The sequence below is a fragment of the Algoriphagus ratkowskyi genome, assembly GCF_002150505.1.
Lineage (GTDB): Bacteria > Bacteroidota > Bacteroidia > Cytophagales > Cyclobacteriaceae > Algoriphagus > Algoriphagus ratkowskyi.
This window is the reverse complement of the sequence record NZ_MSSV01000002.1, coordinates 58,178-78,782: the sequence shown is the minus strand read 5'-3', so window position 1 is coordinate 78,782 and position 20,605 is coordinate 58,178. Positions and strand designations below refer to the sequence as shown.

Genomic DNA, 20,605 nt, shown 5'->3' with positions numbered 1-20,605 from the left:
TCATGTATTTCTAAAAATGTTGTTTTAATTTCTCAATGATTCCATTTAATAAGCCATTCAAGACAGGCAAAGAACTAGAGTATATAGCAGATGCTATTGCGTCGGGGAAAATCTCTGGTAATGGTAAATACACAAAGTTATGTCAAACATTTTTTGAAGAGAAGTATGGATTCAAAAAATGTCTTTTGACAAATTCATGCACTGATGCCCTAGAGATGGCCGCTATTCTTTTGAATATTGAGCCAGGGGATGAGGTGATCATGCCATCTTATACCTTTGTATCCACTGCTAATGCCTTCGTGCTTAGAGGTGCAAAAATAAGGTTCGTTGATAGCTTGCCTGATCATCCAGCAATGGATGTTTCATTGATTGAAGAGCTTATCACTCCTCGTACCAAAGCCATAGTAGTAGTTCATTATGCTGGTGTAGCCTGTAAAATGGATCAGATTATGGAGATTGCAGATAGACATCAACTTTTTGTGGTGGAAGATGCTGCACAGGCTATTGATAATTATTTTATAGATTCAAACGGTCAAAAGAAAGCGCTAGGTTCCATAGGTCACATGGCTACGTTTTCTTTTCATGACACTAAAAATATCATTTCTGGAGAAGGAGGGATGCTTGTTGTCTCAGATCCTGATCTTTTAGACCGGGCAGAGATAATCTGGGAAAAAGGCACCAATAGAACAGCATTCTTTAGAGGAGAGGTGGCAAAGTACAGTTGGGTCGATATTGGTTCTTCGTTTTTGCCATCAGAGATTACCGCTGCTTTTCTATGGGCTCAGCTAGAGCACATGGATCATATCCAGCAAACGCGAATTAACATTTGGGAAAAATATAAAGAAGGGTTGAAGTTACTAGTACAAACTGGGCAGATTAAAACATGTTCAATCCCGGATTACTCCACTAACAACGCGCATCTATTCTATATTGATTGCTTTACTCTGGAAAGACGAGATCATATTATAAAGGAACTCAAATCACGTGGGGTTTGGGCGGTTTTTCATTATCTCAGCCTTCATTCTAGCGAATTCTATACAAGTTGCCATGATGGAAGAATTCTTGGGAATTCCGACCACTTTTCTAATTGCCTCTTGAGATTACCCTTGTTTGTTGATTTGGAAAAGGAAGATCAAGACCTTGTAATAGATTCCTTAATCTCTATCCTGCCTAAATGAGGAAAGTATTAGTTATACTTCCTGACTCCCCGTATGCAGATTGGATTATTCATAAAGTGCAGCTCCTCAATGGCAATCAATGTGACTTTGTGTGCTTCAGCGTGGAGAGGAACCATATTAAATCTTCAGTGTGCAAGTTTTTGCTATCTGGCTCTAGCGAGTACCTTGAATTCTTCAACGACACGAACAAATATGACAGAGTTGTCATCCATTATCACAATCAAGAGACCGGTTATTTTGTCGAGAAATTTAAGATAGCTTCTGAGAAACTGGTATGGATACTTTGGAGTGGAGATCTATATAATTCAAAATTTTATACAAAGTCTCTTTATTTCAAAATGAATCTAGCTTGGATAGAAGCTAATTCTGATAAAATAAAGTCTAATAGTAGATTTAAGGAAAGGCTAAAAAGTAAATTGGGAAAGGTCAATTCCTATGATTATAAAAAGTCTTTTCAGAGGATAAAATATATTGGGACGGGTTTTCTGAAAGATGTAGAAGAAGCAGAAAACACTTTTAGGAAAAGCTATGATATTATCCCTCATACTATTTTATCCGTTAACGAATTATTTGAGGTAAAATCATTTTCCACAATTCAATCAAAAGGGGAGAAGCTACTACTTGGACATTCAGGTGCATTAGAAAACAATCACCTAGATGCAATTGAGTTTTTACAGGAATCTGGAGTAACGCATGATATTCTCTGCCCACTTTCTTATGGAAATGAGACATATATCCAAGCTGTTATCTCAGCAGGCAGAGATGCCTTTGGAGAAAAATTCCAACCGCGTACAGCTTTTTTACCAAAGTTTGAATACTACAATATGCTCACAGAGGTTGGTTTTGCAGTGTTCTTTTTGAAAGTTCAGCAGGCTTTTGGGAATATCTTGGGCTTGTTATTTTTAGGAGTGAAGATTTTTTTACCGAAGGAGAACTCCATTTATGTTAATCTAAGTGATAAAGGATTTTTGCTTTTTTCGCTAGAAGACCTTTCAAATAACTCACTAGGAAATATTTTAAACGAACAAGATCGATTAGTAAACAGAAATTTGATCCTCAAATTCTTCAGTGAAGATAAGATAGCAGAAAGCTACGAGAGAATGTACTTGGGGTCAATGAGTAAAGATAAATGAGTGTACTGAAAAATCTGAAAAATCTAGCTTCTGATAGCTTGATCTATGGTCTTTCAGGAATTTTAACCCGCTTTATAGGTGTATTTCTTACACCCATCTATACTAGAGTATATACTCCAGATGATTACGGAGTAATAGGTGTATTAACAAATGCATTTATACTGATTACTATCTTTTTGGTCTTCGCAATGGATAATTCCACTGCACGTTGGTTTTATGATACTGAAGTAAGTGAGGAGCGGAAGAGAATAATTAATACTTGGCTTTGGTTTTATTTATTTATTTCGGTAATAGCCACCGTTTTTTTCTTCTTCACTGCAAATTATTGGGCAGCACTAGTTCTAGATGATTATGCTGATGGGGCTTATTTGATCAAGCTTTTAGCCTTGACCCTGCCTCTATTGGTGTTGCCTTCTATAGGAGTCAATGTGTTGAGATTCGAAAGAAAGGCAAGAAGAGCAGTGTTTTTGTCTCTTTACCAGAGTTTAATTCTTATTGGCTTTAACATACTTTTTGTAGTAATTCTTAAAAAAGGTGTAGCAGGAGTTTATTACGCTCAGCTATGGGGAGCCATTTTGACCCTACCTGTAGCTATTTATTTTTTATATACTTGGATTGGGCTTCCTAGCTGGTTTGATTGGGTCAAGTTTAAAGAAATGCTACGGTATGCCTTGCCATTCGTTCCTGCTAGCTTAGGTTATTGGGTAGTGAATTTGTCCGGCGTATTTTTTATCAATGAATTTCTTCCCAAAAGTGAGGTAGGGTTGTACCAAATAGGAATTAGTATTGCTGCAGTTTCTGCACTGGCAACTACCTCTTTTCAACAAGCTTGGTCACCTTTTGCTTTTTCTATTTTAAGCCAGCCTCATGCAAAAGAAATTTATGCCGCTTCTCTTCAATTGTATGTATTTGTGATAGGGTTTATCTGCACACTTATTTCAGTATTTGCATTTGAGGCTTTAGTCCTTCTTACTACACCAGCATATTATGGAGCTGCACTAGTAGCTAGTATGTTGACTTTCAATTATTTGTTGATGGGGCTTACAAATATTGCAGGGCTAGGAGCTTCGATAGCTAAAAAGACCGCTCCACTTGGGATGATTAGCTTACTTTCTGCCGGTCTCCTCGTGGCTTTAAATCTGTTTTTAATTCCGCTCTATGGTAAGGAAGGTGCTGCTTTTGCTATTTGTATAGCTCAATTAATTATTCCTATTTATATGTTCTGGAAATCCCAGCAGCTTTATTTTATCCCGTATAAGTTTTTAAAAAATTTGGCGGTTTTTGCAGCATTCATCGCCTGCTCGATTGCTTCCTACCACCTCCCAATAGTTGGTTTTTTCAGTACTATACTTCTGAAAGTGATTCTATTACTTGTGACATTTTTTCTTATTGCTTGGGTTAATAAAGAGGAACTTTATAAGATTAAGTCAATTTTAAAAGTTCGGTATAGTGTCCGTTAGTTTATGAAAATATTAATTTTCACAATAAATCCTCTTCATAATGCGCCACGTGTTATTCGTGAAATTGATGCGTTAAAAAACAATTTTGAAATTATAGCCACTGGCATTACACCACCCCACGATAAAAACATTGAATACATCGATGCTGAGAAATTCGTGCTTTCTAGCTTTGAATATACGCTGGGCAAAATCTTTAGAGTTTTATCCTTAGGGAGAGTATTCAAAGGAAGGTATCCATCTATTCAATCAAAAATTGATCGATTGATTAGAGAAACGAATCCTGATATAGTGATCGTGCATCCTGGAGCATATTTGTCCTATTTTTCCAAAGCAAACCGCCAATACAAATTGGTTTTCAATGCGCACGAATTTCACCCTAAAGAATTCGAAAGTGACCAACGATGGAAGTCTACTTGGGGTAAGATTCACGATCATATTTACCGTACCCATCTTCCCAAAATTGATTTACTAATTAATGTTTGTGAAGGAATAGGGCAGGAATGTAAAACTGCTTATGGTAGAGATTCCATAATTATCCCTAATGCTGGGCCCTATTATCCGAATCTGAAACCTAAGCTTCGCTCAGATGGTAAAATCCGGATGATTCATCATGGAGTAGCAATTAAAGAGCGAAGTCTGGAAAATATGATTGAGTTAGCAGGTCGGTTAGAAGTTAATTATGAGCTAGATATGATGCTTGTATATCAGGATCAAGCATACTTCGACAAGTTAACTGCACTTGCTTCAAATTACACGAACGTAAGAATAATACCTCCAGTAGCGTTTGATGACATAGTTTCGTCAATTAGTGAGTACGACATTGGCTTGTTTCTACTTCCTCCTGCCAACTTCAACTATCTGCATGCTTTGCCAAACAAGTTTTTTGAATTTATTCAAGCTCGATTAGCGATAGCCGTAGGCCCTTCTCCAGAAATGGCTAATGTGGTGAAGGAATATGAATTAGGTATTGTTTCAAGCGATTTCTCAGTAGAGTCCATGCATTCACTATTAAGCAAGTTGTCACATGATGAGATTAATACATTTAAGCGTAATTCTAATCAGGCAGCCATGGAATTAAATGCAGAACAATACAACAGCCTATTATTAAGTTCTATACAAAGTTTAAATAATTGATATTTCTATGTGCGGAATAGCGGGAATACTTTCTGAAAACCCTAATCAAGTAAGCAAAGAAAAATTGGTGAATATGACCAACTCAATAATCCACCGTGGACCAGATGGCTCGGGCCACTGGGTCAGCGAGGATGGCAAGGTTGGCTTTGGTCATCGAAGACTTTCGATTCTAGATCTTAGCGAATCAGGTGCGCAACCTATGCATTACCTTGATCGCTATACCTTGACCTTTAATGGAGAGATTTACAATTACCTTGAAATAAAAGAGAGGCTAATCAAAAATGGTTACCAGTTTCGAAGTCACTCAGATACGGAAGTCCTACTCGCTCTTTTCGATTTAAAGCGGGAACGATGCCTCGAAGATTTAGATGGGATGTTTGCTTTTGCGCTTTATGACAAGCAAACCGGTGAAGTATTCTGTGCAAGAGATCGATTCGGAGAAAAGCCTTTTTTCTATACTCAAATAGAAGGAGCATTTTTCTTTGCATCTGAAATGAAAGAGTTTTGGGCATTGGGAATATCGAAAATTCCAGATTCTGAAATGGTTTTCAATTATCTCCATTATGATCTACTGGACAATCACTCCGATTCAGGACAAACATTTTATAAAGGTGTAAGAAGACTAGAGCCAGGCCATTATTTGGTGTGGAAAAATGGAAAATTCCAGATTAAAAATTATTGGAGAATTGATCCATTGAAACAGAACCGTTCGATAAGCCTAGCCGAGGCTAAAGAAAAGTTTAGAAGCTTATTTATGGAATCAGTAAGCAGAAGACTTAGGTCGGACGTATTAGTGGGTTCCAGTTTATCTGGCGGAATTGACAGTTCTCTTGTCGTTTGCGCTATCGATGACCTATTAAAGGACCATCCTGAATCTATCCAAAACACCTTCTCTGCGCGTTTTAGAAATTTCCATAAAGACGAAGGGTATTTCATCGATAAAGTTCGAGAGCAGACTAGGATCACCTCACATGAGATCTATAGTGATATGGATGAGATGGAGGGCGTTTTTGATAAAATATGCTACCATCAAGAGGAGCCATTTGGATCGGCAAGCATCTTGGTTCAGTACCAAGTCTATGAATTAGCAAAAAAACATGGAGTAACGGTGCTCCTAGACGGTCAGGGAGCGGATGAGATACTAGCTGGTTATCATCCTTATTTCACCACATTTTTCAATGAGATAAGAAAAAAATCTGGAAGCAAATTTGAAAAGGAGTTTTCATCCTATCTGCACCTTCATCAGCAAAATGAGATCAATGCGAAAGTAGCCAAGCCAGGATTAAAGCAATCTGTAGCATCTCGCTTTCCTAGTTTGATTAATAAAGTTGGAAGAAAAGTGGTCAATTATAAAAAGAAGAACTCCACTTTAATGTCGGATGATTTTTTCGGCCAATATAAAAAGAAGGCATACAATGACTTTAACTTTGACTTGGGGAACCTGAATAGCCATCTCTACTTCTCAACCTTTGAGGTAGGATTGCCCACTTTGCTTAGGTATGCTGACCGTAACTCTATGGCACATAGCCGTGAAGTGAGGCTTCCATTTTTGTCACATGATCTAGTTGAGTTTGTGTTCTCCATGCCTGCTGAATTCAAGATTCACAATGGCTGGACTAAATATCTGATGCGAGAAGCTTTTCAGGGACTTTTACCTGAGGAAATTACCTGGAGAAAGGATAAGATAGGGTTTGAGCCTCCTCAGAAATCCTGGATGGAGAGTTCAAAAAGCCAAGAAAAAATCAGAGCAGCTCGAGAAGTTCTAAGTAAAGAAGGGATTCTTAAGCTAGGGGCAAAAGATCTTCCTATAGTCTCCCAAGCTGCAAATACTCAAGGGGACGGAAGTTGGAGTCATCTCATGGTTGCAAAAATGTATGAATCTTGAGTAAACGAGTTCTAATATTGTCTTATTCGACGATGCACTCAGATCCAAGAGTGCTTCGTCAGATATCATTTTTCAAAAAAATTGACTTTGAACTAGTTCTCAGTGGCTTGGCATATGAAGGGGCTCACGTTTTTTATCCTTTAATCAAAGTGAAATCTCCATTTTCCAGAGCTATGAAACTCGGTGTAATGGTCGCAGGGTTATATAAGCTCAGGGTAAAAGACTCACTACAACACAGTAGCTTTAAAGAGCTTGCAAATCAATCCTCAAGCTTTGATTTAATAGTGGCTAACGATGCAGAAACTTGGCCATTGGCAATTGCATTGAAAGAAACTCATCCCAATGTTAAAGTTATTTTCGATGCTCACGAGCAATATGCGAAGGAATTTAGTGATGTTTTTGTCTGGAAATGGTTTCACAAAGGATTCTTGGAGTACGTCTGCGCCAATTACATTCCACAAGCAGATAAGTTTTTGACCGTCTGTGATGGTATTGCACAAGATTATCAAAAGGAATATGGTGTAAAAGCAGAATTGATTCTCAATACACCGGAATATGAATCAAATCTCAGCCCTTCACCCATCGGTGATACGATCCAGATTGTTCATCATGGAATTGCTATCCGTAGCAGGAAAATCGAGAAAATGATTCTCATGATGGATCAACTGGATCAAAGATTTGAGTTGAAGCTTATCCTAATGCCTACTGATCAGAAGTATTTTGAAGAGCTCAAAATCTTAGCGTCCGGGCGAAACGTAGAATTTTTAACACCTGTTCCAACCACTCAAATTTCTGCATTCATTAACTCTTTTGATATAGGCCTTTTTATTTTGGAGCCGGTAAACTTTAATTATGCGAATGCACTTCCTAATAAATTGTTTGAGTTTATTCAGGCTCGTTTAGCCATTGCAATAGGACCGTCCCCAGAGATGGAAAAAATAGTAAGAGCTGAGAATAATGGTATTGTCACCAAGTCCTTCGATGAAAAGGAAATGGCAGCGATGCTAAACGCACTATCCAACTCTGAAATTGAAAGGATGAAAGAAAATTCGAACCGCACTGCCTTGAAGTATTCTAATAATGAAAATGAGAAAGTAATGGAGCAAATTCTTTTCGACCTTCATTTAATCTCAGTGCATGAGACCCATTCTACTGCCCAAGAATAGTTTTTGAAAAAAATACTTCTAATTTCCAATTACTTTACACCCTGTACGCTGACACCCTCTCAGCGTATTACTTTTTGGGCTAGAAACCTGCATCGCCTAGGTTATTATCCTACTGTTATCACACGAGAATGGACTGCTGATATCCGTTCGCACCATGATACCAAGCGCGCTTACGGACATACTGTGCGCCACGAAGTATTTGATACGCATGAAGTGTATTACCTGCCTTTTCAACCCGGAATATTAGATCGAGCATACCTTACTTTTGGAGAGTCAGCACTACGACCACTCTTTTTGCTCACCAAATTACTGGATGTATTTTTAGCTAGGTTTACCTTGAAATTCACTTCGTTTTCAAACTTTTTACCTTTTACCAAAAATCTTCTAAAGAATACATCCTTCGACGTAGCAATCATTTCTGGTGAGCCATTCTACCTGTTTAGATTAGGGTATTCACTCAAAACTGAGCTGGGTCTCAAATGGATCGCCGACTATAGGGATGATTGGAGTACCAATGAACTTCAGATGCAAAATTCGGGAGGAGCCATTCGTCAATGGATCGCCAAAATTGAAGCTAATTATGAAAAAAAGTGGGTAGGAACCGCTGAATCTATTATTTCAGTTTCTAAGCTCTACACTGATCGATTAAGCAAATTTCTTGGAAAAAAAGGCTACACCATCGAAAATGGATTTGAAGAGGAATTGTTTAACCTGAAATCAGAAGATTTATATCCGATTTTCACTCTTACTTACAGCGGTGTTTTATACCCTTCCCAAGATCTCTCAGCGATCTTCGGAGCCTTGCAACTAGCTCAAAGTAATGGAAATCCTTTTCAATTAGTTTTTCTTGGAGCTGGCTTTGATGTGAAACAACTAAAGCGAATCCTAGCTAGTGTCCCATTAGAATTGCAGCATTTGGTAAAAGTAACAGATCGACTTCCTAGAGCGCTAGCTTTAATTGAATTGCAAAAATCTCATGCTGTCTTAGCCATGGCCTACGGAAACATGAAAGGAATTCCTAGCAGCAAACTTTATGAGTATTTGGCGTTAGGCAAGCCTGTATTAATGTGTCCTTCAGATGGGGACGTAATGGAGCAAATGATCACGGAGTCAGGACTAGGTTTTGTCGCTAACTCAGCAGAAGGATGCTATGAGCAACTATTAAAAATCAAAGGACTATATGAGCGGGGAGAAGTAGGAGAATTGAGAACAAACTCTCAGGCAAAAATCATTAAATATTCCAGGTTCAATCAGCTACTACAAATCAAGGAGGTACTGGGTGACTAGTTCGGTTTTAGCTATCCAATCAACACGTGTAATAGGCAAAACTGGAATGATACTATTGGTTTTTCTGGTGTCCTGTTCTACAATGATTAGCTTGCCCTTGGATAAGGTGGCTATGTTGGGAGTCTTGGGCTTGCTCTTGTTCCATCAGATTTTTCAGAATAAGTCATTTTCTGCCAACTCACTGTTTCCAATAATTGGCGTGGCATCTTATTTCCTGTTGCCATACTTATTGAACCTTCCTGATTCCTCTTTAATCATCTTTTTCCCAGTGTTAGGGCTGTTTTTTGCAAGCTTAGTTTCCGAAGAGGAAGGCTTTCTCGACATCATCTACTGGGCAATTTTCATACATATCGTTGCAGGCATTTTATTTGTATTTAGCAGTTATCTAGTTGGGTACAATATCTATGTTCACCCGATGTATGATAAAGGCTTACCATTTCTTCATGCTGCGAAAGGCTTCACCACTACAGTTCAGTCATTTGGAACCTTATTGATAAGTTGGTTTTTGATTTTTTATTGGAAGAAAGAATCGGGCATTCTGACGAGACTAGATTCAATAGCTTACTGGATTGCAATACTTGGACTGATACTTACTTTTAACAGAAATACCATGGTGGTATTCTACATTATACTCTTCTTCAGGCATAGAAGAATTTTCATAACTACTGTAGTATTGGCTATTGTTTTCTACCTCTATTACTTTGAATTTATCAACAAACTGATTTTCAATGTGAGCACCCTAAACTCCCGTGCAGATTTACTTCAGGCTTTTAGGATTTCCTTTTTCGAATATTCAGCTTGGAAAGAATATCTTTTTGGGCATGGGAATAATATGGTAGATGAGGTGATCGCTAGAACTACTATTTACCGTACAGGATATATTGAAAATGGAACGTCAGTGCTCTTATACACCTATGGTTTTATTGGTTATGTAGCCTATTTGGCTGCTGTGTTTATGTTTTCGACCCTTTTGTTTATCAGGAAGAAGGTATTTTACGCAGCCATGTTTTTCTACATTTTCTTACTAGCGCAGCAATTTACCCATGAATTTTATGCTACAACGCTTTATTTAATGATCAGTGTTTTTCTGATAATTCTAAACTCTAAATCTCCGAATGCGACCAAGGGTTGTGTTTTTCCACCTGCTGAATAATTTCACAGGTAGCCCTCAGATTCTTTCAAGCGTAATTCATACTGCGCTCAAGGAAGGATATGACGTAAGCTTATACACGAGTGAAACTGACGGGTTTTTGTCTTCATTTGAACGTAAAACCAATTTTTATAAAAGATCTGAACATCGCATATTCACACTTTTTTCATTCTTCTTCAGTCAATTATTACTGGCCATACAATTGCTTTTTACCATACAGAAAGAGCAAAAAATATTTTATGTCAACACTATTTTGCCTTTCGGAGCAATACTTGTTGGAAGGCTTTTAGGCAAAAGGGTAATCACTCATGTGCATGAAAACGAGATTAATCCCAAGCTGTTGAGCAATTTTCTGTTTTGGGTGGTTCGCAATTTTTCTTCTGAAGTGATAGTGGTTTCCGATTACTTACAAGCTAACGCAAACCTTCAAGGAATTGAAGCGCAGGTGATTTATAATTGTGTGACTAAAGATTTTGAAGAGAAATCAAAAATGCAAGGTGTAAAATCTGAGAGATTTGATGTCTTGATGCTAGCTTCCCTTCGACCGTACAAAGGAGTGACAGAATTTATATCTCTTGCTAAGAGACTGCCAGCGGTAAGTTTCACGTTAGTTCTCAGCGATGAATCGGAGGAAGTGAATCAATTCGTAGAAACAGAGGTTTTGACTTTCAATATCCAAGTGTTTCCAGTTCAAAAAGACGTGCACCCATTTTTTGAAAAGGCCTCACTGATTTTAAATCTAACACATCCCGATGAATGTGTGGAGACTTTTGGTATGACCATCTTGGAAGGGATGTATTACAATCTTCCCGCGATAGTGCCTGAGGTAGGAGGGGTCACGGAATTAGTCGAAGAGGGTTTCAATGGTTTTTGTATCAATTATACAAAACTCGATAAGATTGCAGGAAAAATAGAAAAAATGGTTGCTGAGCCTGATTTCTGGAAGCTGTTAAGTAGCGGGTCTGCCCTCAAAAAAATAGATTTTGTAAGAGGGAATTTTGAAGAAAAAGTGGCAAACTTACTAAATCAATGAAAAAGTTACTCTTAATTTTAATCTGTTGTACGATTCAAACCACTTCTCTTCTGGCACAGATTGCTGGTGCTTTTACCACATTTGAAAATTTCGGAAGCAGATTATCAGATAATTCTGTATTCAAATCATGGAAGAATGAGACGATAATTTTACCTTTTTTGATTAATACGGATTCTGAGAGTGATTTTACAGTTAAGCTTTCTTTTGATTCTAAAAATTTTAAAACTGAGTTATTACAATTGCATTTAGTAGAAGGGGATATATCGGCTGGAAATTGCGGTGAAGCAATCTCAAATGGGAATTTTGAGAAAAAGATGTTCCCAGATAGAGCTGAAGTTTTAACCAACAATACATTCAAGGTAGAAGGCAAAACCAATTATGGTTTGGTGAAAATTCAAGGGCTCAACAAACTTAAATCAGGCAAATATCCCCTGACATTGCTATTTACGCAGGCTGGGATTGAACATAAAATGAAGGCAGTGATCCATGTGATCGACAGGAATCTTCCTGATTTTTCATCATTGAACTATGAAATTGACTTTTGGCAATTTCCACTTTCTATTTCCACATATCATGCACTTGTTCCTTATTCATCGGAGCATTGGAACAAAATAGCCTTGATGTTTGACCAGTTGAAAGGGATCAATCAAGGGGTGGTTACTACATCTATATTCTACGACTTGTATAACACTTCTGTCAAACCGCTGGAGCAGATGATGATCCAAGTTTGCAAAAAGAAGGATGGCTCCTTTACTTATAATTATTCAATTTTTGAAAAATATGTAGAACTGGCAGTATCGAAAGGCATTTCAAAAGAAATTGCTGTACATAATCTTTTTCCGTGGAACTTAACATACTTTTACTTTGATGAAGCTTCTGGTCAAATAAAGACCTTTACTTCTGAACCAGGTACCCCGGAGTATAAAGCATTTTGGAAGCCTTTTCTCATTGACTTCGCCTCATTCTTAAAGTCTAAAAAATGGATGGATAAGACCGTCTTTTGGATTGATGAGCGTGATTTTTCGATGACTGAAAATCTCATTCATTTTGTAAAAGAAATTGAGCCAAAATTTAAGTTTGGATACTCGGGCACATTCAGTTCGACTTTATCAGAGGAAATATTTGACTATTCTTTGTCTAGCAATATCATATTAGAACCTAACCAATTGGCTGCGAGAATTTCTAAAGGATACAAAACTACAATCTATACCTCTTGCTTTGAAGTGCAACCAAATATGTTAATTGCTTCGAATTATGAAGACATCTACTTCTTGGTAATGCTCTCTAGAGCACATGGGTACGATGGTATGCTAAGATGGGCGTTCAATCTCTGGTCACCACAGATAATGAAATCAGCGTTATTTTCAGACTTACCTTCTGGAGATAGCCACTTTGTATATCCTGATGGACAAGTTTCTTTGCGGTATTTACTTTTGAAAGATGCATTGGAAGAAGTTCTTAAGGCAGATCAAAAAGCCAATCTTAGTAAAACACAAGAATTAATAACTTCACATACCCGTTACTTTTTGCGTAATAATCAGACCGAAAGAAGTAGTATGGTGAGAGCAATGAAGAACTATCTCAATGATTAAGAAAAAATTAGCTATTGTCGGCATAGTGGGTGTCCCTGCTAATTACGGAGGTTTTGAAACTTTGGTAGAATACCTACTAGACTTACTGCCAAAGTTTTACGACGTCACAATTTACTGTCAAAGTTCGAGTTATCCTGAGAAGATGGATACCTATAAGGGTGCAAAGCTTGTTTACTTAAATCTCAAGGCCAACGGTGTGCAGAGTGTAATCTATGATTCGATTTCTCTATGGAAGTCAACCAAAGGATTTGACTATATTTTGATCTTAGGAGTTTCGGGAGCTATCTCCATTCCTATGATACGTCCATTTACCAAAGCTAAAATTGTTACCCACATTGATGGATTAGAGTGGAAGCGTGATAAATGGGGGGCTTTTGCAAAGAGATTTTTGAAGTTCTCAGAATCTGTAGCTGTTAAGTATTCTGATTCTATTATATCAGACAACAAGCATATTTACGATTATGTAAAGGAAGAATATAATGCTGATTCACATTTGATAGCCTATGGAGCAAACCATGTAAGCTATGTGGACCCTATTCCTTATAAAAAGAAATACTCATTCATAACTTCGCCTTATATTTTTACTGTCTGCCGTATTGAGCCAGAAAATAATATAGAAATGCAACTGAAGGTTTTCTCTGAGAATGACCTTTCTTTTCCCTATGTGATCGTAGGGAATTGGAATGCCAGTGACTACGGCATGCGACTGTATGAAAAGTACTCTACAAAGAAGAATGTGATTTTGTATAATCCCATTTATGCAAGTGAAGAGCTGAACGTATTGAGATCAAATTGTCATTACTACCTGCATGGTCATAGTGCAGGAGGAACTAATCCCTCTCTTGTAGAGGCCATGTATCTAGGCCTTCCGATTATTGCATTTGGAGTAAATTACAATAGAGAGACTACTTTCAATCAGGCAATTTATTTCAATAATTCAAATGAGTTGTATTTGCAATTATCCAAGCTGAAGGAGTATGATAGAGATGAGATGTCTGGCGTCATGTATAAACTTGCTCGAAAAAATTACTCGTGGAAAGCGATAAATAAACAGTACGTCAAGATGTTGAAATCACTTTGAAATTGATGTTTCCATTATTTCGGAATTCTCTCTATTTGGTTTTCTTTATTGCCAATGCTAGCTTGTCGCAGACTATTCCAGCCGGATTTCCTGTTTTGGAAGAAAGCCTCAGAAGGCAGCAATTACAAGGAGTAGAAGAATTAAAAGACTTTTCCTTTGGATTGAGGCCTATTGTGAATCTGAAGCAAAATCGCTTTAATTCCCTAAATGACACTTTGCCAATTCACGTGAAGAAGGCTCATTTGGAACTCCTTCCAGTGCTTAGCACCACAGTTTATAATTCCAATAGACCATACGGTTGGGGTAATTTTAGCATGATGAATAGTGCTGGAATTCAGACGCTGCTATCTCCTGGTATTTATGGGAAATTGCTGTTTTTGAATTTTCAATTTAGACCGGAATTCGTTGCAAGCCAGAATAAACCCTATCAAGGTTTTGGTGAAAATTATTCTGATAATATCCTTTTTGCAAGATTCAGGTATTGGAATTTTGGGGATCATCCAGAGCGATTTTCGGAAGCGTATAATTCATTCGCTTGGTGGGGTCAATCTTACATTAGCCTAAATGCAGGTCCTATAGCACTTGGAGCATCCACTGAGAATATTTGGTGGGGGCCAGGTCAGTTTAATTCACTGATTTTCAGTAATAATGCTAGGGGGATGAAGCATTTGTTTTTACGGACTAGCCGACCAGTAAATATTTTTATAGGGAAGCTAGAAGCCGAGTTGATCGTGGGTAGAGCAGAGGATTCTGGTTTGCTACCTTCTCAAAATGCACGCTTGAATAGTATTTTTGCTAGACCTTTCCGCGACGACTGGAAATATGTTACTGGTTTAACTATGACATTTCAGCCAGTGTTTTTACCTAATTTTTTTGCGGGCTTTAGTAGAACTTTTCAGCAATACAATGACGATGTGACCAATACTTTCCAGGGAAGAATGCCTGTTCTTGAAGCCTTTCAAAAGGTAAATTTATTCACTAATGATAATTCGGTTGTTTATGATTCAGAGGGCCAGGATCAACAAGTCTCTTTTTTCTTGAGGTATTACAGTGATAAAGGCAATTTCGAACTGTATGCAGAGTATGGGAAGCAGGATCATAGTTATAATTGGCGGGAATTTATCTTAAATCCAGAGCATGCAAGAGCGTATCTGTTTGGTTTCTCCAAACTCTTCAAGACAAACAAACCAAGAGAATTTGTTCAAGTGCGAGCTGAGATTGTTCAGCAGGCAGAGTCTGTGAATAGATACATTAGATATGCAGACCTTAATTCAGGAAATACCAGTTGGCATACGCATTACCAAGTACGAGGATTTACCAATGAAGGTCAATCTATGGGAGTAGGAATTGGAGTAGGAGGTAATGCGCAGATATTGGAAGTTTCCAAAATCACCAACCTCAATAAGGTTGGGGTCCTTCTACAAAGACTAGAAAATCATCAAGATTTCTATTACAGAGCCTTTGCGGAAAATCCCAGTAAGCGCCCATGGGTAGATTTTAGTGTGGGGCTACTCTGGGATCATCAATGGGATAGATTAATACTCAGTAGTAAAGCTCAGATGATTCAAGGCCAAAATTACCAATGGGAGAATTCTCCAAGTTCAACTATTGATTTTCCGCAAGGACAGAACCTGTGGACCTTTTCAGGGACCTTAAATTTTATTTATCAAATCCAAAAGTTGAAAAAGTAATACTTAAAATAAGTTAAAAATGATTAGTTTTGCGCTGAATTTTAAATGAGTACCAGAAGTACTCACTTAAGACTCAATTAAACATTTAGGATATCAGGACATATTTTATGTCAAATTATCCAGCTGTAAGTTTCCTGATTTCTACCTGTAAAGCTAAGTCTTGGGACTGAAAGAGCGAAGCTGTATAAAGAAGTAAATAAGAAATCTTTTTTATGATTTCAGGTAATAAAAAATTTAATATGAATACAGATTTAAAAGACGTAAAAATCGCAATTATTGGTTTAGGTTATGTTGGCCTTCCATTGGCAGTTGAGTTCGCAAAGAAGTATCCTACAGTGGGTTTTGACATAGATTTAAAGCGGATAGGAGAATTGAATTCAGGTAAAGATAATACGCTTGAGATATCAGATGATCTGCTAAAATCAGTTTTAGTAAGCGATTTTTCCGGGAAATCTGGAAATGGATTATTCGTCAGTAATCAGTCTTCAGCTCTTACTGATTGTACGGTTTATATTGTTACTGTACCTACTCCGACAGATAAGCATAACAGACCTGTACTTACACCAATGCTCAAAGCATCTGAGAATATTGGTCAATTCTTGAATAAAGGAGATGTAGTCATCTACGAATCCACAGTTTACCCTGGAGTGACTGAAGAAGAATGTGTACCTGTTCTAGAAAAAATATCTGGGCTTAAATACAATGATGATTTTTTTGCAGGTTATTCACCAGAGCGAATTAACCCTGGAGACAAAGAACACACGGTTGCCAAGATTTTGAAAGTCACCTCAGGTTCTACTCCAGAGATTGCAGAGTTTGTTGATCAGCTATATCGAACTGTTATTACAGCGGGTACATATAAAGCATCTTCTATCAAGGTGGCTGAAGCAGCAAAAGTGATTGAAAACTCTCAACGTGACATAAACATTGCATTTGTAAATGAATTATCCAAGATTTTCAATTTGTTGGGAATTGACACGAATGAAGTTCTTGAAGCAGCCGGCACCAAATGGAATTTTTTGAAATTCAAACCGGGACTCGTTGGAGGTCATTGTATTGGTGTTGATCCTTTCTATCTTGCACAAAAAGCTCAAGAAGTAGGATATCACCCAGAAATTATCCTAGCCGGTAGAAGACTTAATGACAGTATGGGGAAGCATGTAGCCACAGAAGTCATCAAACTAATGATGCGCAAGGATCTAAAAGTGATAGATTCTAAAGTTCTTATTTTAGGATTTACATTCAAAGAAGACTGTCCTGATGTAAGAAATACACGTGTGATTGACATCTACAACGAATTAAAGTCTTTTGATATGGACGTGGATGTGTATGATCCTTGGGCAAATCCAGTGGAGGTAGAGCATGAATACGGGATACAGATTTTGAGTAAGGAAAGCGACCCAATTCTAGAGGGATATTCAGCAATAATTTTGGCTGTAGCCCATAAAGAATTTGCTTCTTTCAATATATCAAAGACCAAAGATCAGGTGGTGTATGATGTGAAAGGATTTCTAAAAAAAGAACATATTGATGCTAGATTATAATTTGTAGATCAACTTAAAATATAAAAAAATCACCCACACTTAAGAATTTAAATTTAATCGGTACCATGGATAGAATGAAAAATATACATTTGCCCAATAATTTCTGGATCATATTATTTGTCTTGATAGCATCCTCCTGTATATCCAACAAAAAGTTGACTTACATGCAAGATTTAGGAGTAACAGATCCTGTAGTATCGACAAGCGAGATTATTCCTTATAATGCTGAGGAGTATATGCTTCAGTCAAACGATATAATCGAAATTAATATTAAGACCACCAGTGCTGAAATTAACCAGTTATTTGAAATGACTGGAACTAGTAACTCCAATGGAAATATGATGGGGGTTCAGAATGGAGGAGATATTTTTTTTATGAATGGGTTTTTTCTTGACAGAAATGGAATAGTAGAATTGCCGCTCATTGGCGAATTGAATTTAAAGGGGCATACTTTGAAGCAAGCTAAAGAGGTTATTGAAAATAAAGTTCGACAATTCGTTAATGAGGATGAATATTTCGTGAGAGTTAGATTAGGAGGGATTAGGTTCAGTGCTTTAGGCGAATTTAATTCACCTGGAAAGCAAACCATACTCCAAAATAGCGTCACAATATTTGAAGCTATTGCGGCAGCTGGAGATTTAAATTTAATTGCAAAAAGAGAAGAGATTGTTTTAATTAGACAATATCCTGAAGGATCACAAATTAATAAAATTAATTTGCTTGATAAAAATTTACTCAGTTCAGATTTTTATTTCATAAGACCAAATGATGTTCTTTATGCAGAACCATTGAAGGCTAGAGAAGTAGGCTCAGAAGGGAATTTTCTTCAGACACTTACATTCGTAACATCATTGGTATCCACAGTAGCATTGGTTATCGCACTAATTAGTAAATAATTCAAAAATGAGAGAAGAGGAAGATTTGCTTTTACAAGAGAATAGATCATTCGACTATAAAGCCTTAATCCCAAAAGTTATTAGAATTTGGCCGTATATTTTACTTTCGGTCGTTGTGTTCTTTTTAGCCGGTTATTTTTACACGAAATTCACGGTGCCTTTATATAAGGTCTCTAGCTTGTTTTTTGTTAAGGAAAAAGAATCTGCCTTAGCATTATTTGATGCTCCTAGCATTATGGATAATGGCAATCTTGGATTACAAAATGAGGTTATTGTTATTAAATCTAAACCAATTGCTGAAGAAACTTTAAAGCAGTTGGACTTCAACGTTGAATATTTTGAAGAAGGGCGATATATAAATAATGAGGTCTATAGGAACATTCCTATTCTGGCGGAAATAGATTGGAAATCTCCTCAGATAATTAATGGCTTATTGAAAATTAGTTGGGTTAATTCCGAACAATACACCGTAAGTTTTATCGAGGAAGTATATTGGAAATATCTTCCGGATGGAAACGTAATACAACTTGAAATCTTACCTAAACCACAGGTATTTAATTTCGGAGAGTTAATTCAAACGAATAACTTCACATTCAAAATTACAAAAACAAATATTGAAGAATCAGGAGAAATACTGATTAAACTTCGTGATTTAAGTTCGTTGGTTTGGGAATATGCAAGTAATATGCAAATTCAAAAGGTGGACAGAAATGCATCCATTTTAAGTCTCTCATTGGTTACTTCTAACCCTGTAAAAGGGGAAGTTTATTTAAACAAGCTTATGGAAACATATATGAGGCTTGAACTTGAAGAAAAAAATGAGATTGCAGAAAGTACCATCGCCTTTATAGATTCTCAAGTAGCAGGTGTTGCGGATTCATTACGGTTTTTTGAAGGTCAACTAGAAACTTTCAGATCATCAAATAAAATTTATGATTTAGAGAATGAAAGTTCTATCGTCTACGAGCAATTGGTGCAATATGAAACTCAATTAAAACAAGAGGAATTTAAAAAATCATATTATCAGAAGTTAAAGGATTATTTAGTAAGGGAAAATTACAGAGATATAATTGTTCCATCAGGAATTGGTATAGAGGATCCAATATTAAATACACTTATCACTAACCTATTGTCCTTACAAGTAGATAAGTCAAGAATTCTGGCAACCAACACGGAGGATTCTCCTATAGTTAAGGAAGTAATTAGGAAAATTAATGATCTTAATTTATCTATTCAACAAGCGCTAGCAAATGGTGATTCTAATTCAGCATTTTTAATAAAAGATCTGAAGAGTAGAATAGACCAAATCGAAGTTTCATTTAGAAGCTTACCTCAAACTGAGCAAAATTTAATCAGAATTAAAAGGCAGTTTGACTTGAATGAAAATATTTATACGTTTTTAAGTCAAAGAAGAGCTGAGTCAGCAATTACCAAGGCATCTAATACAGCAAATAATAAAGTTATTGAGCCTGCCACTGCTTTAGGCAAAGTAAGTCCAAGGGATACAAGAAATTATTTCATATCAATATTGGCTGGATTATTCTTCCCAATAATGCTGGTTTTTTTGAGGGAAATTGTACGTACTAAAATCGAGGATGTGAAGTTTCTTGAGAATAGACTTAAAATACCTGTTTTATCCACTATTTTATTCAATAAAAAGAAAAATAGCCTAGCGGTTTTTGAACAGGGTAAGTCGGGTATTGCAGAAGGGTTTAGGTCTTTGAGAGCAAATATTAAATTTATATTGCCTACTGAGAATCAACTTACTCTAATGGTTACCTCTACCATATCTGGTGAAGGGAAGACTTTTTGTGCAATGAATCTTGCTTCGGTTTACTCTTTGACTGGTAAAAAGACGATATTGATAGGTTGTGATATGAGAAAGCCGAAAATCTTTGAAGATTTTGGTTTGCCAAATGATAAAGGACTCTCCACTATTCTCAGTCAACAAGAGAAAGATTGGAGGAATGTCGTGAAACAAACAAAGTATGATAACCTTGATATTCTTGTTTCAGGTCCAACTCCACCTAACCCTGCGGAGCTGTTATTTACTGAGACTTTTGCAACCTTGATGGCTGAATTAAAACAGGAATATGATGTAATCATTTTGGACACTCCTCCTGTGGGATTAGTAAGTGAGACACTCGATCTTCTAGCTTATGTTGATATGACCATATTCGTGTTTAGACAGAACTTCTCTCAGAGAAGCTTTGTGAGTGCACTAAATGGTCTTAAAACCAAGAATGGCATTAATAATTTGTATGCTGTATTTAACGGCGTTGATGGTAAAAATGTAACTTATGGGTATGGTTATACTTATGGATATGGTTACGGTTACTATGAAGACGATAAAAAAAGTAAATAAATTGTTTCAC

At 36.9% G+C, this 20,605-nt stretch carries 15 protein-coding genes; all 15 read left to right on the top strand.

Annotated elements, in window-relative coordinates; translation table 11 throughout:
- Positions 1-35: 35 nt before the first annotated feature.
- The 15 genes from rffA (at position 36) to BVH02_RS02015 (ending at position 20,595) form a co-directional block, all read left to right on the top strand.
- The gene (gene rffA / locus BVH02_RS02085) at positions 36-1,178 is read left to right on the top strand and encodes a dTDP-4-amino-4,6-dideoxygalactose transaminase (protein ID WP_086498362.1); all 1,143 of its coding nucleotides are present in this window, start codon (positions 36-38) and stop codon (positions 1,176-1,178) included.
- Positions 1,175-2,311: a TDP-N-acetylfucosamine:lipid II N-acetylfucosaminyltransferase gene (locus BVH02_RS02080; RefSeq protein ID WP_086498360.1), complete on the top strand. Its 1,137-nt coding sequence runs from the start codon at positions 1,175-1,177 to the stop codon at positions 2,309-2,311. Before rffA ends, BVH02_RS02080 begins: the two co-directional genes overlap by 4 nt.
- A complete protein-coding gene (locus BVH02_RS02075; protein WP_086498358.1) occupies positions 2,308-3,771 on the top strand; it encodes a lipopolysaccharide biosynthesis protein in 1,464 nt (487 codons plus the stop codon). The genes BVH02_RS02080 and BVH02_RS02075 overlap by 4 nt, the downstream gene beginning before the upstream one ends.
- 3 nt (positions 3,772-3,774) lie before the next feature.
- Positions 3,775-4,905: a glycosyltransferase family protein gene (locus BVH02_RS02070; protein WP_086498356.1), complete on the top strand. Its 1,131-nt coding sequence runs from the start codon at positions 3,775-3,777 to the stop codon at positions 4,903-4,905.
- Between the two features lie 7 nt (positions 4,906-4,912).
- On the top strand, positions 4,913-6,790 hold the full coding sequence (asnB, locus tag BVH02_RS02065) for an asparagine synthase (glutamine-hydrolyzing) (protein WP_086498354.1): 1,878 nt from the start codon (positions 4,913-4,915) through the stop codon (positions 6,788-6,790).
- On the top strand, positions 6,787-7,956 hold the full coding sequence (locus tag BVH02_RS02060) for a glycosyltransferase family protein (protein ID WP_143244172.1): 1,170 nt from the start codon (positions 6,787-6,789) through the stop codon (positions 7,954-7,956). Before asnB ends, BVH02_RS02060 begins: the two co-directional genes overlap by 4 nt.
- 3 nt (positions 7,957-7,959) lie before the next feature.
- On the top strand, positions 7,960-9,243 hold the full coding sequence (locus BVH02_RS02055; protein ID WP_086498351.1) for a glycosyltransferase family protein: 1,284 nt from the start codon (positions 7,960-7,962) through the stop codon (positions 9,241-9,243).
- A complete protein-coding gene (locus BVH02_RS02050; RefSeq protein WP_146849409.1) occupies positions 9,236-10,396 on the top strand; it encodes a hypothetical protein in 1,161 nt (386 codons plus the stop codon). Before BVH02_RS02055 ends, BVH02_RS02050 begins: the two co-directional genes overlap by 8 nt.
- Positions 10,359-11,426, top strand: a complete 1,068-nt coding sequence (locus tag BVH02_RS02045; protein WP_086498347.1) for a glycosyltransferase family 4 protein — start codon at positions 10,359-10,361, stop codon at positions 11,424-11,426. Before BVH02_RS02050 ends, BVH02_RS02045 begins: the two co-directional genes overlap by 38 nt.
- Positions 11,423-13,018 (top strand): glycoside hydrolase domain-containing protein, encoded by a 1,596-nt coding sequence (locus BVH02_RS02040; RefSeq protein ID WP_086498345.1) that lies wholly within the window; start codon positions 11,423-11,425, stop codon positions 13,016-13,018. Before BVH02_RS02045 ends, BVH02_RS02040 begins: the two co-directional genes overlap by 4 nt.
- Complete coding sequence (locus BVH02_RS02035) at positions 13,011-14,099, top strand: DUF1972 domain-containing protein (RefSeq protein ID WP_086498343.1); 1,089 nt, start codon at positions 13,011-13,013, stop codon at positions 14,097-14,099. The genes BVH02_RS02040 and BVH02_RS02035 overlap by 8 nt, the downstream gene beginning before the upstream one ends.
- 5 nt (positions 14,100-14,104) lie before the next feature.
- Positions 14,105-15,790: a capsule assembly Wzi family protein gene (locus BVH02_RS02030; RefSeq protein ID WP_086498341.1), complete on the top strand. Its 1,686-nt coding sequence runs from the start codon at positions 14,105-14,107 to the stop codon at positions 15,788-15,790.
- A 239-nt stretch (positions 15,791-16,029) separates the two neighbouring features.
- Positions 16,030-17,334 (top strand): nucleotide sugar dehydrogenase, encoded by a 1,305-nt coding sequence (locus tag BVH02_RS02025; RefSeq protein ID WP_086498949.1) that lies wholly within the window; start codon positions 16,030-16,032, stop codon positions 17,332-17,334.
- Between the two features lie 164 nt (positions 17,335-17,498).
- A complete protein-coding gene (locus BVH02_RS02020; RefSeq protein WP_086498947.1) occupies positions 17,499-18,230 on the top strand; it encodes a polysaccharide biosynthesis/export family protein in 732 nt (243 codons plus the stop codon).
- A gap of 7 nt (positions 18,231-18,237) precedes the next feature.
- Positions 18,238-20,595: a GumC family protein gene (locus BVH02_RS02015; RefSeq protein ID WP_086498339.1), complete on the top strand. Its 2,358-nt coding sequence runs from the start codon at positions 18,238-18,240 to the stop codon at positions 20,593-20,595.
- The last annotated feature ends 10 nt before the right edge of the window (positions 20,596-20,605 follow it).

Coding starts and splice junctions, on each gene's coding strand:
- rffA (WP_086498362.1), top strand. CDS start 36: ATGATTCCATTTAATAAGCCATTCAAGACAGGCAAAGAACTAGAGTAT.
- BVH02_RS02080 (WP_086498360.1), top strand. CDS start 1,175: ATGAGGAAAGTATTAGTTATACTTCCTGACTCCCCGTATGCAGATTGG.
- BVH02_RS02075 (WP_086498358.1), top strand. CDS start 2,308: ATGAGTGTACTGAAAAATCTGAAAAATCTAGCTTCTGATAGCTTGATC.
- BVH02_RS02070 (WP_086498356.1), top strand. CDS start 3,775: ATGAAAATATTAATTTTCACAATAAATCCTCTTCATAATGCGCCACGT.
- asnB (WP_086498354.1), top strand. CDS start 4,913: ATGTGCGGAATAGCGGGAATACTTTCTGAAAACCCTAATCAAGTAAGC.
- BVH02_RS02045 (WP_086498347.1), top strand. CDS start 10,359: ATGCGACCAAGGGTTGTGTTTTTCCACCTGCTGAATAATTTCACAGGT.
- BVH02_RS02040 (WP_086498345.1), top strand. CDS start 11,423: ATGAAAAAGTTACTCTTAATTTTAATCTGTTGTACGATTCAAACCACT.
- BVH02_RS02035 (WP_086498343.1), top strand. CDS start 13,011: ATGATTAAGAAAAAATTAGCTATTGTCGGCATAGTGGGTGTCCCTGCT.
- BVH02_RS02030 (WP_086498341.1), top strand. CDS start 14,105: ATGTTTCCATTATTTCGGAATTCTCTCTATTTGGTTTTCTTTATTGCC.
- BVH02_RS02025 (WP_086498949.1), top strand. CDS start 16,030: ATGAATACAGATTTAAAAGACGTAAAAATCGCAATTATTGGTTTAGGT.
- BVH02_RS02020 (WP_086498947.1), top strand. CDS start 17,499: ATGCAAGATTTAGGAGTAACAGATCCTGTAGTATCGACAAGCGAGATT.
- BVH02_RS02015 (WP_086498339.1), top strand. CDS start 18,238: ATGAGAGAAGAGGAAGATTTGCTTTTACAAGAGAATAGATCATTCGAC.